Source organism: Anaerolineales bacterium (genome assembly GCA_019637805.1).
Lineage (GTDB): Bacteria > Chloroflexota > Anaerolineae > Anaerolineales > UBA11579 > JAMCZK01.
Genome location: JAHBVB010000001.1, coordinates 112041 through 125268 on the forward strand (window position 1 = coordinate 112041; position 13228 = coordinate 125268).

15 protein-coding genes are annotated in these 13228 nt (G+C 61.1%); 3 read left to right on the forward strand and 12 right to left on the reverse strand.

The features are described from left to right. Window positions 1-24: 24 nt before the first annotated feature. Together KF885_00515 and KF885_00520 are read left to right on the forward strand one after the other, a co-directional pair. Window positions 25-1077, forward strand: a complete 1053-nt coding sequence (locus KF885_00515) for a L,D-transpeptidase (protein MBX3047636.1) — start codon at window positions 25-27, stop codon at window positions 1075-1077. A 46-nt stretch (window positions 1078-1123) separates the two neighbouring features. Then, window positions 1124-1639: a copper chaperone PCu(A)C gene (locus KF885_00520; GenBank protein MBX3047637.1), complete on the forward strand. Its 516-nt coding sequence runs from the start codon at window positions 1124-1126 to the stop codon at window positions 1637-1639. A gap of 169 nt (window positions 1640-1808) precedes the next feature. Here the strand turns inward: KF885_00520 and KF885_00525 are convergent, their stop codons facing one another. From KF885_00525 to KF885_00575, 11 genes are all read right to left on the reverse strand, one after another. After that, the gene (locus KF885_00525; GenBank protein MBX3047638.1) at window positions 1809-3644 is read right to left on the reverse strand and encodes a heme o synthase; all 1836 of its coding nucleotides are present in this window, start codon (window positions 3642-3644) and stop codon (window positions 1809-1811) included. Continuing rightward, on the reverse strand, window positions 3637-4407 hold the full coding sequence (locus KF885_00530; GenBank protein MBX3047639.1) for an SURF1 family protein: 771 nt from the start codon (window positions 4405-4407) through the stop codon (window positions 3637-3639). Before KF885_00530 ends, KF885_00525 begins: the two co-directional genes overlap by 8 nt. Next, window positions 4407-4961 (reverse strand): hypothetical protein, encoded by a 555-nt coding sequence (locus tag KF885_00535; protein ID MBX3047640.1) that lies wholly within the window; start codon window positions 4959-4961, stop codon window positions 4407-4409. The genes KF885_00530 and KF885_00535 overlap by 1 nt, the downstream gene beginning before the upstream one ends. Window positions 4962-4971: 10 nt before the next feature. Next, window positions 4972-5583, reverse strand: a complete 612-nt coding sequence (locus tag KF885_00540) for an SCO family protein (GenBank protein MBX3047641.1) — start codon at window positions 5581-5583, stop codon at window positions 4972-4974. 93 nt (window positions 5584-5676) lie between these two features. Further along, on the reverse strand, window positions 5677-6240 hold the full coding sequence (locus KF885_00545; GenBank protein ID MBX3047642.1) for a heme-copper oxidase subunit III: 564 nt from the start codon (window positions 6238-6240) through the stop codon (window positions 5677-5679). Continuing rightward, complete coding sequence (locus KF885_00550) at window positions 6240-6464, reverse strand: hypothetical protein (GenBank protein MBX3047643.1); 225 nt, start codon at window positions 6462-6464, stop codon at window positions 6240-6242. The genes KF885_00545 and KF885_00550 overlap by 1 nt, the downstream gene beginning before the upstream one ends. Before the next feature lie 4 nt (window positions 6465-6468). Beyond that, entirely contained in the window at window positions 6469-8409 is a 1941-nt protein-coding gene (locus tag KF885_00555) for a cbb3-type cytochrome c oxidase subunit I (GenBank protein MBX3047644.1), read from the reverse strand. 16 nt (window positions 8410-8425) lie between these two features. Next, complete coding sequence (gene coxB, locus KF885_00560; GenBank protein ID MBX3047645.1) at window positions 8426-9472, reverse strand: cytochrome c oxidase subunit II; 1047 nt, start codon at window positions 9470-9472, stop codon at window positions 8426-8428. A 142-nt stretch (window positions 9473-9614) separates the two neighbouring features. Next, window positions 9615-10088 (reverse strand): thioredoxin-dependent thiol peroxidase, encoded by a 474-nt coding sequence (gene bcp / locus KF885_00565; GenBank protein ID MBX3047646.1) that lies wholly within the window; start codon window positions 10086-10088, stop codon window positions 9615-9617. Between the two features lie 82 nt (window positions 10089-10170). After that, window positions 10171-11088, reverse strand: a complete 918-nt coding sequence (locus KF885_00570; GenBank protein ID MBX3047647.1) for a prenyltransferase — start codon at window positions 11086-11088, stop codon at window positions 10171-10173. A 2-nt stretch (window positions 11089-11090) separates the two neighbouring features. Further along, window positions 11091-11483 carry a hypothetical protein gene (locus KF885_00575; protein ID MBX3047648.1) on the reverse strand — a complete coding sequence of 131 codons (393 nt, stop codon included), beginning with the start codon at window positions 11481-11483 and terminating at the stop codon, window positions 11091-11093. Between the two features lie 71 nt (window positions 11484-11554). On the opposite strand from KF885_00575, the gene KF885_00580 reads away from it, so the two are divergent. Further along, a complete protein-coding gene (locus KF885_00580; protein ID MBX3047649.1) occupies window positions 11555-12421 on the forward strand; it encodes an EamA family transporter in 867 nt (288 codons plus the stop codon). A gap of 320 nt (window positions 12422-12741) precedes the next feature. Here the strand turns inward: KF885_00580 and KF885_00585 are convergent, their stop codons facing one another. Further along, a complete protein-coding gene (locus KF885_00585) occupies window positions 12742-13227 on the reverse strand; it encodes an isoprenylcysteine carboxylmethyltransferase family protein (protein MBX3047650.1) in 486 nt (161 codons plus the stop codon). Window position 13228 lies beyond the last annotated feature (1 nt).

The following is a 13228-nucleotide window of genomic DNA, read 5'->3' on the forward strand; positions in this document are numbered from 1 at the left end:
AGGCGGGCTTGGTAGAATTCTCTTATGTTGAAGGTGTCCCGCAGGGATTTTCTCAAGTTGGGCGGCTTGGCCCTGAGCGGGCTGGCGCTGACCGATACGCCGCTGGACCTTTACAAGCCGGCGGAGGCCAAGGGGCTGGTGCGGGTGGCCAACATCAACGGCATCCAGATCTACGACCAGCCGCAGTACCCGCGTTACAACGACCAGGTCAAGGTGGTGGGCACGCGCAAGCGCGACCAACTGCTGTACGTCTACGAGAAGTTTCAGTCCGAGACCGGGCCGGACTTCAACCCGATGTGGTACCGGCTAGACGAAGGCTATGCCCACACTGCGTATTTGCAGCCGGTGGACACGCGACTGAATGAAATCCTGCCCGTGGAAAATGAAGAGGGTGAGCTTTTTGAGGTCACTGTACCGCTGACCCAATCCTACCGGCTGACGCGCACCTATGGCTGGGAAAAGCTCTATCGCCTGTATTACGGCTCCATCCATTGGGTCACAGGCGTCATCGAAGGCCCAGACGGGGCCACCTGGTACCGTATTTTGGACGATCTGCTCAAGATCGAATATTGTGTGCTGGCCAACCATCTACGCAAAATTCCAGCCAGCGAACTGACGCCGATTTCGACGCGTGTGGCGCCGGAGCAGAAGCGCGTGGAAGTCAGCATCGCCGAACAGCGGCTGTGGGCTTACGAAGAAGGTGCGGTGGTGCTGGATACCAAGATCTCCACCGGCATCCCAACTCTGCAGAGCACCAACGGCATCCCCACCTATACGCCCAAAGGCAACTTCCACGTCTTCTCCAAGATGCCGGTGCGCCATATGGGCGACGGCCAGATGACCAGCGACATCGCCGCCTACGAGCTGCCCGGCGTCCCCTGGGTCTCGTACTTCCACGAATGGGGCGTGGCCTTCCACGGCACCTGGTGGCACGACAATTTTGGCAATGATATGAGCCGCGGCTGCGTAAACATGCGCACCGACGAGGCCAAGTGGTTGTTCCGCTGGCTGCTGCCGGAAGCTTCGCCGCCTAAGATGGCCAACCCGGGGCACGGCACGCGCATCGTCGTCTTCTAGCCGGTGATACAATCCGGCTATTGCGCCTCCGTTCACAAGGTAAGGAATGAAGATCCCAAAAACGCTGATTTTTGCCGTGTTGGCTATCTTGTTAACTGCCTGCGCCCCGGCAACTAGTGAAATGCATGTGATCGAGCCCTGGGCTCGGGCCACGCCAGCCGGCAGCACGGCTGCGGCATACTTACAGCTGCACAACAGCACGGGCACGGACGATGCCCTGATTGGCATAAGCAGCGCTGTAGCGCGCGCCGTGGAGATCCACGAAAACGTAAGCATGCAAGCCATGCAGGCCGAGGGCAGCCATGACATGGGCCACGACATGAGTGGCCATGCGGCCGAAGAAGCCCTGGGCCACGGTCACGAAGAGGGTGATGTGATGACCATGCGCCCCGTGGAGCGTATTGAGATCCCCAACAATGAGATGGCCACGCTGCAGCCGGGCGGCTACCACATCATGTTGATCGACCTGCAAAAGGACCTGGTGGCGGGCGAGAGCTTTGAGATGGTGCTGCACTTTGAGAATACGCAAGACATCACCGTGACGGTAACGGTTCGCGAATAGTCAAAAAATTATGGGCAGGTGACTCGCCCGACCTCACAACGTCATTGCGAGGCGTGGCTGGCAAAGCCAGCCTGACGAAGCAATCCCATTTGCAGATCCATTAAGTTAAAGATAGCCTCACCGCGCAGGTCGCTCACGGCCTGCGGCTCGCAATGACGGTTAGGAGGCGCTACAGTAAAGCATCCAGCGCCAGCGCCAGGAAGAGCAGCGCCAGGTACATGCTGGAATAGCGGTACATACGCCAAGAGATCTTGTTGCCCTCGCCGCGCAGCACCTGCCAGGCAGCCCAGACCAGGATAGCGCCCAGTACGGCGGCCGAGATCAGGTAGAGATTGCCAGCCAGGCCCAACGGCGTCAGAGCCAGGGTCAGCGCCACCAGGGCCAATGTGTACCACCAGATCTGCTTGCGGGTTTCAGCTTCGCCGCGCACCACAGGCAGCATGGGCACGCCGGCCCGGGCGTAGTCGTTCTGCTTGATCAGCGCCAGCGCCCAGAAGTGCGGTGGCGTCCACAGGAAAATGATCAGAAACAAGAACAGCGGCGTCCAGCTCAGGCTGCCGGTGACCGCCGCCCAGCCCACCATGGGCGGGATGGCCCCCGCCCCACCGCCGATGACGATGTTCTGCACAGTGGCGTGTTTGAGCCACATGGAATAGAGCACCACGTAGTACACCATGCCAGCCAGGGCCAGCACGGCGGCCAGCAGGTTGACGAAGTTGGCCAGCAGGAAGAAGGCCAACACCAGCAGAGAGAGGCCAAAGGCCAGGCCCTCGGCCGGGGTCAGCCGCCCGGCGGCGATCGGCCGGCGGGAAGTGCGGCTCATGCGCTGGTCGGTCTCGCGGTCAATGTATTGGTTGATCGCCCCGGAGCCACCGGCCGCCAGGGCGCCGCCCAGCAGCGTCCAAAAGGTCAGGGTCAGTGAAGGCAGGGCGCGGGCGCCCATCACCATGCCACCATAAGTGGTGACCAGCAACAGGGCCACGATGATCGGTTTGGTCAGACTAAAAAGATCTTGAAGGAACTGGCGTTTGTCCAGCGGCTCAGCCGCCTCGCGCTCCTCGTCTTGCGGGTCCCGGGCGGCAAAGCCCACCAAGGCCCACAGCACCACCGCCGCCGCCCACACAGCCGCCGCGCTGGCCACATGCAGGCCCAGCAGCGGAATGGGGAACTGCGTACTGACCTTCATGGCGCCGACCAGCGCCTGTGAGAAGTACAGCACCACGGTCAGCGTGGCTGCGATGAGGATGCCGCGTTGGGAGCGCTGCGTGCGCCAGGCGCGGCGCAGCAGCATCAGCAGGTGCACCGACATCAGCGCCACGACAAAGCGGTGGCCCATGTGCACCCAACCCAAGGTGTGCGAGGGGATCAATTCGCCATTGCACAGCGGCCAGCCAGAGCAGGCATAAGTGGCGTTGGTCATGGCCACCAAGGCGCCGCTGACCAGCACGACGAAGATGCCCGCCAGGGCGCCGATGGCCGCGCGGGAGAAGCGGCCGCGGAAATGCAGACGTTCCGGCAATTTGCCATGTTCATAGAGATGAAAAGCGGCCACAGTTGAAGTGATCAGCAAGGCCAGGATGACCAATGCCACGCCCAAATGCACCGCCACCAGGTTGGGTGGTGTTTCGAGGACGACCACCAAGCCGCCCAACAGGGCCTGCACCACCAAAAGCACCAGTGCGATCAGCAGCGGCCGGCTGATCAGACCCTGGTCGCGGTAGCGCCACCAGGCCACCAGGAAGGAAACCAGGATCAGCGGGCTGGTGATGGCGGCCACCAGGCGGTGCGTGTACTCGATGATGGCATCCATGCGCATGGGCGGGATCCAGCTGCCGAAGCAAGTCGGCCAGTCTGGGCAGCCCAGGCCAGAGCCGGTGACCCGCACAATGCCGCCAATAATGATGAGCAGGTAGGTCACGACGGAGGCGGTCAGGATCAGATAGCGGAAACGGCCCATTGCCTTGGGCTGGTTAGCCGGTTGGGTGGATTTCTTTGCTTTAGCCATTGCTTTCGTTCTTCTTCGCTTCCTGTCTGCGTACATAAAATGGGTAGCCAACCAGCAGCAGGCTGGCAAAGATAAACCATTGCACCGCGTAGCCAAAGTGCGAACCTTCGCTCAGGTCCATCTGCGGCACAGAAGCATACGGCGGCGCAGTTTGCTGCCCCGCTGGAATGCGCTGCAGGTAGACGGGCAGCAACTCTACATCCATCTGGTCTGCCAGGCGCGGCAGGTCCAGGTTGTTCCAGATCTCCAGGCGTTCCCCAGGCTGGGTAGTCGGGTCCGGCTGCAGGGAGCGTCCCAAACCAAAATCAGTCTCCGCCCGGCGCAATTGCCCGAAAACGGTCACCAGCCCATCTTCAATATAGGCGCCGCGCTGCTGGGTGTCCTCTTGCGGGATCCAGCCGCGTTCAACCAAAATGGCCTGGTTAGTGCCCTCGATCAACAGCGGCGTGTACAGATCCACACCCAGCTGATTGCCCGTCTCACCCAGCCAGACCTGGTTGCGCAACACAATTTCGTGTTCGGGCAAATACTGGCCGCGCACTGTCGCCTGGCGGTACTCCATGGAGTATAAATCCAAATCGAGGGCGCCGGCTTCCAGCATCAGGGTCGGGGCGGCCTGCTGCTCCATGACCCGGGCATTGAGGGCGCGGCGCCATTCCAGGCGATCCAGCTGCCAGACGCCCAGCCGCACCAGCACCGCGAACCCGGCCAAAACCAAGACGCTGGCCAGGAGCCAGCGCCGGGTGAACAGCGGTTTCAGCATTAGCCGCCCGTCTCGGTAAGCCCGTTGGGCGCGGAATTCTTGGGCTGCTTGACAGGAAAGACGATCAGGCTGTAAACGAACAGCAGCATGGCTGTGGGGGGAGCCGCAAAGCTAATTCCTAATAGACGCGTGCGCAGGGTAGTCGCCTGGCGCACATTCAGGCCCAGAAATTTCGAGGCATTGAAAGAGCAGGCCAGGGCAAAGTGGTCGGCGGTATCCAGGCGCATGCTGGCGCTGCCCTTGGCGGGGACATACAACGGCCCGAGGGTGTGCGACTGCGTGTCCTGGTTAACCACCACCAGCGTATCGCCCTCCACAAAGCTCAACTCAAAGGGAATGGTAGGCGGCGACTCGCCGGCAGCCACCTGGGCGGCAGTGCCTTCGGGAATAAGCAGCTCGACCTCCTGCGGGGCGCGCACAGCGGTTTCGCCCTGCATGCGCAGACCCAATTCGCTGACCAGCCACACCGCCGCAATCGAGGCCACCAAAACCAGGAACAGACGCCAGCCGTAGCGCGCCAGGACCTTCATGGAAATTCGGGTAGTGCTTGCCATATCTCAGCCTTTACTCAGCCAGCAGCAGTCTCAGATCGTGAGCCATATCGGTGGCGGTCATCTCGAACGGAAAAGTGATCCGCAGCAGACCTTCTTTATCGATTACCCAAGTACGCGTGGAATGCGACACCACATAGCCAATCTCGCTTTCCACCGTCTGGACAAAGCGGCCGGCCCCATAACCATTCCAGGCGTTCTCCAAAGCAGGCAGGTCCCCGGTGAGCCCAAAGAAGTCTGGGCTGAAGCGATCGACATAGGCGGCGATCACATCTGGGGTGTCACGCTCCGGGTCCACGGTGACAAAGATGAAGTCCACTCCGGCGGCTTCTTCGCCCAGGGCATCGGCAATCTGCTTGAACTTGGCCAGGGTCGCCGGGCAATAGTCCGGGCAGTTGGTGTAGCCCAAGTAGATCAGCACGACCTGGCCGCGGCGCTGGCTCAGACGGTACGGCGTGCCGTCCGCTTCCTGCAGGTTGAGGTCATAGGCCAACGGGGCCGGTGTGCCGATCGCCGAGCCGCGGAAGCTCTTTTGGGCCTCGAAGGCTTGCAAGCCAAGAAAAAAGACAGAAGTGGCCACCAGCAATGCGCCGGCGCCAATTAACCATATGCGGGTGTTCTTCATAGCTTCCTATTCTAGCAAAAAGCGAGTCCCTTTGGAGAGGCGGCGCCTGCCCATCAGAACTCGCTTTTGTGTAAGCACAGTTGGTTCTACTCGTTAAATTGGATTGCCCATTAGATACAAGCCGACGTAGAAGAACATCCAGACCACGTCTACAAAGTGCCAGTAGATGGCGCAGGCTTCCACGCCCCAGTGTTTTTCCGCGCTGTAGTGCCCGTTGCGGCCATTGTTCCAGACGATGAAGAGGAAGATCACACCGGTCAGCACATGGAACGCATGGAAACCGGTCATGGCGTAGAAGACCGCGCCTTGCGCGCCGTCGCTCGGGCCAAAGTGAGCTACTTGCCACTCCACACCCACCACACCGACCAGGAAGATCAGACCCAGCACCATAGTGATGAAGATGTTGCGCAGGAAAGCCGGGCGGTTGCCGTGCGCCATTTCAATCTCGGCCCGGTTCATGAAGAACGAGCTGAACAAGAGCATCACAGTCACAATGATGCCCAGGTTTTGGTCCAAGTCGGGGCGCTGGCCGCCCAGCAGAACCACGCGGGCCACAAAGAGGCCCACGAACACGAACAGGTCCGAGAACAGGAAGAGCCACAAACCCAGCCGGTTGCGGCCCAGTTTGACAGCGTAACTTTCAGCGATAGCAGACATTAATGCGCCTCATCGTCGGAGAACAAGCGTCCCACGTTCATGTAATAAACGATCACGAAGAAGGCCTTGAAGGCGGCCACGAGCAGCAGTGCCTGGCCCCAAGGGGGAGCAATGGCGCCCACCAGGTACTCGCCGAAAGTGAGCACACCAAGCATCAGGAAGACCCAGGTGCTGGCATTCAGCTGTGCCCGGCGGCTGCCGGCTTGGTCATTTGTCTCTGCCATTGAATTACTCCTTGCCTGTGGCAGCCGCGTGGGCATGGCCGGTGGCGGAGGCCGCCGGCATGATCACATACGGAGAATCGATCTTGCCATAGTCATACGGCTCGCCGACCACTTCGAACGGTTCGGGGAAGTTGTGCAGCGGGGCCGGGGATGGGATGTGCCATTCCGGTGAACGGGAATTCCAGACATTGCCCTTGGCCTCCGGGCCCTTGCGGGCGCTGCGGATGAAGTTGTACAGCGCCAGGACCACCGAGAGGAAGATGGCGAAAGCCGCAATGGTGATCAGCAGATGGGTAAAGTCAAAGCCCAGCGCCGGATCGTAGTCCACGATGCGGCGGCGCATGCCCAGCAAGCCCACCAATAGCATGCCGTTGCTCAGAACCATGAAGCTGCCCCACATCAACCAGAAGTGCCACTTGCCCAACTTCTCGCTGTACATGCGCCCGGTCAGCTTGGGGAACCAGTAATACAAGGCGGCGAAGAACGGGAAGACAAAGCCGCCGAACATGGTGTCATGGAAGTGACCGACCACGAAGTAGGTGTCGTGCAGGTGCAGGTCGGTAGCGATGGTGCCCAGCGGAGGGCCAGTGACGCCGCCCAGCAGGAAGATGATCACTGAACCGAGAGCGAAGAGCATCGGCGTGGGGAATTCCAACTTGCCTTCCCACAAAGTGGCCACCCAGCTGAAGAACTTCACGCCGGTAGGCACGGCCACCAGCAAGGTGGCATACATGAAGGGCACGCGCAGGAAGGGGCTCATGCCGGAGGCGAACATGTGGTGGGCCCACACGAAGAAGCCGATCAGGGCGATGCCCAGTGAGGACATGGCCACCGCTTTGTAGCCAAAGAGCGGCTTGCGCGAGAAGACCGGCAGCAATTCGCTGATGATGCCCAGGCCGGGCAGGATGAACACGTACACCGCCGGATGGGAATAGAACCAAAACAAGTGCTGATACAAGATCGGGTCACCGCCGGCCGTGGCGTCGAAGAAACCCATGCCGAACAAGCGCTCCAACATGACCAGCTGGAAGGACAAACCGATCATCTGCGTAGCGGTGAACTGGATGATGGAGGTAGCCAGGGCGGCCCAAACGAAGATGGGCATACGGAACATGGTCATGCCCTTGGCGCGCATGGTGAAGACGGTGACGATCACGTTGATGGCGCCGGCGATGGAGGAAAGGCCGACCAGATAGACACCGATCAGGAACATTTCCATGCCCAAAGGCGCACGTACGCTCAGCGGCGGGTACCCCACCCAGCCAGTGTCGAAACCGCCGAAGAACATGCTGCTGACCAGGATCAGGGCGCCGGGCACGTTGATCCAGAAGGCAAATGAGTTCAGGCGCGGGAAAGCCATGTCATTGGCGCCGATCATCATCGGCACCAGGTAGTTCATCAGGGCGCCAATGCCCAGCAAGTTGCCGGCGATCATCACCATGCCGTGCAGGCTCATCAGCGTATTGAAGAGATGCTCGCTGTTGTAGCCCAGCATGATCTCGAAGATATCGCTGTTCAGGAAGGTGATGCCGGACTGCGCCAGTTCGGTGCGGAAGAGCACCGCCATCAGGCCGCCGATGCCCAGCAGCAGGATGGAGGTTACACCATACTGCACGCCAATCACCTTATGGTCAAAGTCCACGCCGAAGTAGCGCATCCAGTTCGGTTTGGAGGGGTCCGGGTCAATATTCTCATTGATCGGTTTGCCCCGCGCCCAGCCCAGCCACTCGTCCAAAACGCCAACGCCCACCATAAAGGCGATGGCGCCAATGATCACGCCGCCGACAACATGCACCTCAGTAATGTGCTGCTGCAGGGCGGCGTCCGTGCTGGAGACGGGCAAGCCCACCAGCACCCGAATGGCCATGGTCAGCGCCATGCCCACCACGGTGCCGATGATCTGGGCGATCAGACCACGTACCAGGCCTGTGGAAAGAAAACGCATTCTGTTCCTCCTCAACCTATTGCAAACTTACGATGAAGGCAATGATTTGCTGGATCTGCTCTTCGGTCAGGCGGACAGCAAAATCTTGCGGCATGATGCCTGGCTGAAAGCCCTGCACGATCTGGGCATTGGGGTCCACGATAGACGTGTGCAAATACTCCAGGTCGGCGGTCACCACGCTGCCATCCGACAACGTGACGTCGTGGCCAAACAGCCCCAGCCAGGTGGGACCCACGCCGCTTTCCCCGGTCAGGGAGTGGCAGGCGGTGCAGCCGTAGGTGGTGGCCCAGCGCTGGCCGCATTGCTCATCGCCCAGGTTGCAGTCGCCCGCATTTTCGGCCAGCCAGGCGTCAAATTCGGCGGGGGTCACCACTTGTACATCGGCCAGCATAGCGTAATGCAGCTGGCCGCAAAGCTCGGCGCAGCGTACCTTGTAGAGGCCTTCCATATTCGGAGTAATGCGCAGTTCGCGCACAAATTCATCACCGCCGGGCAAGACATCCTGCTTGACGCGGAATTCCGGCACCCAGAAGGAATGGATCACGTCAGCCGAGCGCATGCGCAGCACCACCTGGCGGTCTTTGGGCAGCACCAGGGTATCTGTGGAAACCGCCGTCAAAATAGTTTCGCCCGCTTCGGTCAGCACTTCCGCAGTGTATTCGAAGCGCCACACCCATTGGGAAGCGTACACATCCACGGTGAGTGCGTTGGCGTCACGGCGCTCCACATCTGCCAGGGTGCTGGCGCCGATCACGGCCAGAATCAGCACGATCCCGATCGGAATGGCGGTCCAGATGATCTCCAGCCGGTCATTGTGCGAGACGTATTTTCCGTCGCCGCGCTCGCCGCGTTTCCGCCGGAAGACGAAAACGCTGTAGAGTACAAAGACCGTAATGAGGGAAAAGAAAAAAGCAATCAGCCACCAGTGGATATTAAACAACCAGTCCACGGTGATGGCTTGCTCGCTGGCCTGCAGCGGAAGGATGGGCGCGTTGGTTAGGAACAAGCCCAAGCCCAGCGTAGAGGCAACCACAAGCAGGCCGACGATAACAAAATGAACCATGCGAATCTCCTCCGAGAATCCTCTCAGCCACAAGCCTTGCCGCTGCCAGCAGCAAAAATCGTGCAATTAAGCATATTGCACTTGTGCGGAAAGGTACGAAAGGCAGTATATCATAATTGGGCTTTAGGCAAATCTTTGGCGTTTAAGCCGCGCCCAAGCCCTCCAGCACGTCCAAGACCTTGGAACTATGCTTAGGTACGCTTACTTTTTCGAAGATTTTGGCGATCTTGCCCTCAGCGTCGATCACGAAGGTGCTGCGCACGACGCCCCAATATTTGCGCCCATACATGGACTTTTCCTGCCAAACACCGTACAGCTCGCAGACCGCATGCTGCGGGTCGGCCAGCAGCGGGAAGGGCAGGTCGTGCTTGGTCTTGAACTTCTGGTGAGAGGCTTCGCTGTCCGGGCTGACGCCGAGGACGACGGCGCCCTGGCTCTGGTAGCGCTGGTAACTGTCACGGAAATCGCAGGCCTGTTGGGTGCAGCCGGGGGTGTCATCCTTGGGATAGAAGTAGAGCACGACAGTCTGGCCGCGATAGTCTGAAAGTTTGTGGGTTTTGCCGGTTTCGTCGTTCAGGCTAAAGTCTGGGGCCGGTTGACCTTCTTTGATTGCCATAAATCACCTGTATTTGCGAGTAGTGGATAGGTTCTTTCATTATAGCTAGGCATGCGCGGGACTGCCAGCGCATGGCTTGCCCCTAGCGCGTCCAAAATGAATAGGCCAGCAAATAACTGGCGGCGACGCTGAGCGCTACGGCGTTGAGCGTCAGCGCGCTCCAGTGCGGGCGCATGCCATCACCAATGCGGCCCAAGTACCAAACCTGCATCAGGGCCAGCGGCAGGCTGAGCCAGGGCGGGAAGGCGATGGCGGCGGGCAGCCCAGCCACGAAAGCCGCGGCGAAGAGCGCATACGCAATGAAGACACAGGCATGGTGCATTTGCAGGCCGCGCTGCCAGCCCAGGCGCACCAGCAGGGTTTGCTTGTCCGCCCTCAGATCGCTCGCATAGTCGGGGAACTCCAGGGCCAGCATGGAGGCGAAGGTCAGCATAGTGAGCGGGAAGGTGCTGAGCGCCAACAGGCGGTGCAGCTCGCCGGCCTGCAAGGCAAAGCCGAGCGCCGGCAGCAGGTTGGCCAGCAAGACCACGGTGGTCAGCTCCCCATAGCCGCTGCTGGCCAGGCGCACCGGCGGTACCGAGTAGAGCACGGCCCCCAGGGCGATCAGCAGCAGGAGCAGGCTGACCAAGGGAGACAGGGCGCCTTGCAACAGCAGCGTGAGGGTCACCAGGGCGGTCAGTGTGAGCATGCTATAGGCGGCGGCCAGCGCCACCACCGGGCGCAGTTGGCCCGGGCCGGCGCCCAGCACGCCGCTGCCGCCGGAAAACGGGGTGCGCTGCGGATTGAGCGCGTCGCCGGGGTAATCGAAGTACTCGTTAAGGTAGTGGGTCGCCAGCTGCAGGCTGCTGACCCACAACTGGCCCAGCAGGGCCAGGTTCCAATCGATGCTGACGCCCAGGTAGCGAGCGATGCCCAGACCCAGGGCATAGTTCAGCACCCCACCCAGCAAAAACAACGGTCGAGAGAGGCGCAGGAACAAGACCAGGGGATTGGCTCTCATGGTCAGGCCGGCTGGTCAGCCAGGTGCGGTTCGCTGTGGGTGCTTAGGACCAACAGGCGGGCAGGGCCGGCCGCCTGCAGGGTGCAGGCCACGCCGAAGGGCAGCAGCAGACCCTGCGGCTGGGCGGCGTCCAGGGTCAGGCTGACCGCCGCGCCGTGGGAGGGAGACTGCGGGCGGCGGTCCTCCAGCTGCAGGTCCACCCGGCCGTCCAGCGCGAAGCAGATGCGGTCAGCCTCGCCGCGCAGGCCGGCGTTGTGCGCCTGGCCAGCGGCCAGGATCAGCAGGTCCAGCTGGCCAAAGCGGCGCAGCAGGTGCTGCTGATTGCTGAGTAGGGTCAGCTGGCCGTCCGCGGCCTCCAGCGGGAAAAGCAGCATATCGTGAATTCCTGAGGGCATGCGCAGGATTATAACGGGCCGCGCAGGCCGGCGTTCCGTGTTACAAAGTGAGCTCAATCTCAAGGAGTTGCATGAACACCGGTCTTCTGTACATTACTACGGCATTGTTTTGGGGGCTTACCTGGCTGGCGATGAAGTTCCAACTGGGCCAAGTGGCCCCCGAGTGGTCGGTGGTCTACCGTTTCCTCTTGGCGGCGGCGCTCTTCTTTATATATGCCTGGTGGCGCAAACTGAACCTGCGCTACAGCCTGCAGGCGCATGGTTTGATGGCCCTGCAGGGCATCCTGATGTTCGCGTTCAACTACATCCTGCTGTATTTCGCCGGCTTCAGCCTGACCAGCGGCCTGGTGGCTCTGCTGTTCTCCACGGTGGTGCTGTTCAATGTGCTGTTCGGCACGCTGATCCTGCGCAACCCACTGCAGCCGCGCGTGCTGCTGGGCGCCCTGCTGGGCCTGGGCGGCCTGGCGCTGATCTTTGCGCCGGAGGTGCAGGGCGTGAACTTTGGCGGCGCCCAGCTGAGCGGCATTCTGCTGACCCTGGGCGGGGCTGCCTCGGTCTCCCTCGGGCAAATGACAGCGGTGCGCAACCAGCGTCACCAGATCCCGGTGGTGCAGCTGAATGCGTACAGCATGCTGTATGGCGCCTTGTTCTGTGCCCTGGTGGCGCTGCTGCGCGGCGTGCCCCCAACCCTGGAGAGCGACCCGCGCTATGTGCTCTCATTGTTGTACCTGGCCGTCTTCGGCTCGGTGTTCGCGTTTTGGATGTACCTGACCCTGCTGCAGCGCCTAGGCCCGGACCGGGCGGGCTACGTGACCGTGCTGGTGCCGCTGGTGGCGCTGGTGGTCTCGGTCTTTTATGAAGGTCTGGAATTGGGGGCGCTGCAGTTGGGCGGCGTGGGCCTGGTACTGCTGGGCAACGCCCTGGCGCAGAGGAAATAGCTGTTTAGCGGATAGCTATTGGCAACTAGCTATTAGCCGACCAGAGACATTTATTGCTGTCAGCCCATAGTACGGGCGCACGCCGTGCACCTGTACCCGTTATTGATAAACGCATGGAGAATGCGTAGTAGCTAGGCCTATCCTGAGCGCAGCAAAGGGATGTTGCGCTTTAGCTGATAGCTATTAGCTAAAGCGATCAGCCGCTCTCGCCATCGCGTCGCCCTGAGCGGGTACTCAGCCCTTTACCTGGACGCCGGGAGCCTGACCAGCGAAGGGCTTTCGATGCCCTGTCTTCCCCATGACTGCGGTGATAACAGCACCTACCGCCGCAGCTTGGGCAGCCAGCGCGGCACGCGGGCTTTGTAGTCGCGGTAGTTTTGGCCGAAGCGCTGCTCCAACCCCGGCTCCTCTGACAAGACAAAGTAGGCATGGTTGATGAGCACGAAGGCCAGCGCCCACAGGGCCAGGGCCGGGCTGCGCAGCCACAGCGCTTGGCCCGCCAGCATGGCGGCCACGCCGCTGATCATCGGGTTGCGCGTATAGGCGTAGGGGCCGGCGGCCACCAGCGCCTGGGTCGGGTCCCAGGGCGCCAGGGTACCACGCCCCACCCGGAAGAAGAGCCAAACGCACCAGGCAAACAAGAGCAACCCGGCCAGGAGGAGCAGCGCACCCAGGCCGCGCAGCAGCGGGGCGTCTGCTGCCAGGCCGCCGAAGCGCTCGTATAGCAGCCAGGGTAGCACAACAGTGACCATGAAGGGCAGCAGCAGGATGGAGAGCAGGTGGCGAGACACTCTTGGATTCATCATC

What these genes read in the sequence shown, in the direction of transcription:
- KF885_00550 (MBX3047643.1), bottom strand. Translation starts at nt 6,464, where the DNA reads ATGGCAGAGACAAATGACCAAGCCGGCAGCCGCCGGGCACAGCTGAAT.
- KF885_00555 (MBX3047644.1), bottom strand. Translation starts at nt 8,409, where the DNA reads ATGCGTTTTCTTTCCACAGGCCTGGTACGTGGTCTGATCGCCCAGATC.
- KF885_00515 (MBX3047636.1), top strand. Translation starts at nt 25, where the DNA reads ATGTTGAAGGTGTCCCGCAGGGATTTTCTCAAGTTGGGCGGCTTGGCC.
- KF885_00585 (MBX3047650.1), bottom strand. Translation starts at nt 13,227, where the DNA reads ATGATGAATCCAAGAGTGTCTCGCCACCTGCTCTCCATCCTGCTGCTG.
- KF885_00530 (MBX3047639.1), bottom strand. Translation starts at nt 4,407, where the DNA reads ATGCTGAAACCGCTGTTCACCCGGCGCTGGCTCCTGGCCAGCGTCTTG.
- bcp (MBX3047646.1), bottom strand. Translation starts at nt 10,088, where the DNA reads ATGGCAATCAAAGAAGGTCAACCGGCCCCAGACTTTAGCCTGAACGAC.
- coxB (MBX3047645.1), bottom strand. Translation starts at nt 9,472, where the DNA reads ATGGTTCATTTTGTTATCGTCGGCCTGCTTGTGGTTGCCTCTACGCTG.
- KF885_00545 (MBX3047642.1), bottom strand. Translation starts at nt 6,240, where the DNA reads ATGTCTGCTATCGCTGAAAGTTACGCTGTCAAACTGGGCCGCAACCGG.
- KF885_00575 (MBX3047648.1), bottom strand. Translation starts at nt 11,483, where the DNA reads ATGCCCTCAGGAATTCACGATATGCTGCTTTTCCCGCTGGAGGCCGCG.
- KF885_00580 (MBX3047649.1), top strand. Translation starts at nt 11,555, where the DNA reads ATGAACACCGGTCTTCTGTACATTACTACGGCATTGTTTTGGGGGCTT.
- KF885_00540 (MBX3047641.1), bottom strand. Translation starts at nt 5,583, where the DNA reads ATGAAGAACACCCGCATATGGTTAATTGGCGCCGGCGCATTGCTGGTG.
- KF885_00570 (MBX3047647.1), bottom strand. Translation starts at nt 11,088, where the DNA reads ATGAGAGCCAATCCCCTGGTCTTGTTCCTGCGCCTCTCTCGACCGTTG.
- KF885_00520 (MBX3047637.1), top strand. Translation starts at nt 1,124, where the DNA reads ATGAAGATCCCAAAAACGCTGATTTTTGCCGTGTTGGCTATCTTGTTA.
- KF885_00535 (MBX3047640.1), bottom strand. Translation starts at nt 4,961, where the DNA reads ATGGCAAGCACTACCCGAATTTCCATGAAGGTCCTGGCGCGCTACGGC.
- KF885_00525 (MBX3047638.1), bottom strand. Translation starts at nt 3,644, where the DNA reads ATGGCTAAAGCAAAGAAATCCACCCAACCGGCTAACCAGCCCAAGGCA.